The organism is Streptomyces palmae, assembly GCF_004684805.1.
GTDB lineage: Bacteria > Actinomycetota > Actinomycetes > Streptomycetales > Streptomycetaceae > Streptomyces > Streptomyces palmae.
The window spans coordinates 1-1,037 of record NZ_SRID01000726.1 but is presented as its reverse complement, the minus strand read 5'-3'; the positions used below and the strand labels follow the sequence as shown (position 1 = coordinate 1,037).

At 72.4% G+C, this 1,037-nt stretch carries 1 protein-coding gene and 1 tRNA gene; both read right to left on the bottom strand.

Annotation, left to right across the window (positions count from 1 at the left end; translation table 11 throughout):
- Positions 1-87 precede the first annotated feature (87 nt).
- The gene (locus E4099_RS32330) at positions 88-768 is read right to left on the bottom strand and encodes a FadR/GntR family transcriptional regulator (RefSeq protein ID WP_135342636.1); all 681 of its coding nucleotides are present in this window, start codon (positions 766-768) and stop codon (positions 88-90) included.
- 87 nt (positions 769-855) lie between these two features.
- A tRNA-Lys gene (locus tag E4099_RS32325) sits at positions 856-929 on the bottom strand.
- Positions 930-1,037 lie beyond the last annotated feature (108 nt).

Sequence of the window (1,037 nt, the reverse complement as noted above, 5' to 3'; positions counted from 1 at the left end):
CCGCTTCGGGTGGGGGCTCGTCGCGTACGGGGCGGCCGGCGGTGGTCGCGCCAGCGGGATCCGAGGAGGCCGGGCCGGCGGGCGACCTCAGGGGCGGTGGCCCGGCCGGAGGCGGTCGCGGATGTTGCCGAAGTGCTCGCGGACCGCCGACTCGGCCCGTACCGCGTCGCCGGAGCGGACCGCGGCGAGGATGCCCCGGTGCTGGGCGCAGGTGACCTTGGGGTCCTGGGGGACGTCGACCAGGTCGGTGCGGAGCCGGTGGAAGGCGTCCCAGAACGCCTCCAGGACCTCGCTGAGCAGGGGGTTGTCCAGGTGGCGGTAGAGCGAGGCATGGAAGGCGCGGTCGGTGTCGGCGCCCACCGCGCCGGCGGCGGCCTCCTCCTCCATCCGGGCCACCAGGGCCTCCAGCTCGGCGAGGTCGGCCTCCGGTATCCGCCCGGCGAGCCGGGCCACCAGTCCGGTCTCCACCGCCTCGCGCAGCTCCAGCAGTTGGAGCAGGCTGTCCTCGCCGCGGTAGTGGCCGGCGACGGTGCGGAAGATCAGGCCCTCGATCATCGGGGCCATCGTCATCGGGCCCACATAGGTGCCGAAGCCGTGCCGTATCTCCACGATGCCCATGGCCTGGAGGGCCTTGAGCGCCTCCCGTACCGAGTTGCGGCTGACCCCGAACAGCTCCATCAGCTCGGTCTCGGTCGGCAGCGGGGCACCGGAGGGCAGGCGCTGGTCGACGATCAGCTTCTTGATCCGCTCCTGGATATCGCGTGCCATCCCGCGACCGTGCACCGCGACCTCCCCGATCGACCAGCGATACGACCAGGGGCCCCCTCGCCGATGGCGAGGAGGCCCCTGCACAGGTGCGCCGCCAGGGACTCGAACCCCGGACCCGCTGATTAAGAGTCAGCTGCTCTAACCAACTGAGCTAGCGGCGCGCGCTGACAGAGAAAATATTACCTGATGGTTCGGGGTGCTCCGCACCAGGTGGGGGAGCCCCCGCCCGCGGAACGGCTCCGGGTGGCGGGAGTGCCCGGGGCGCGCGG

What these genes read in the sequence shown, in the direction of transcription:
- E4099_RS32330 (WP_135342636.1), bottom strand. Translation starts at nt 768, where the DNA reads ATGGCACGCGATATCCAGGAGCGGATCAAGAAGCTGATCGTCGACCAG.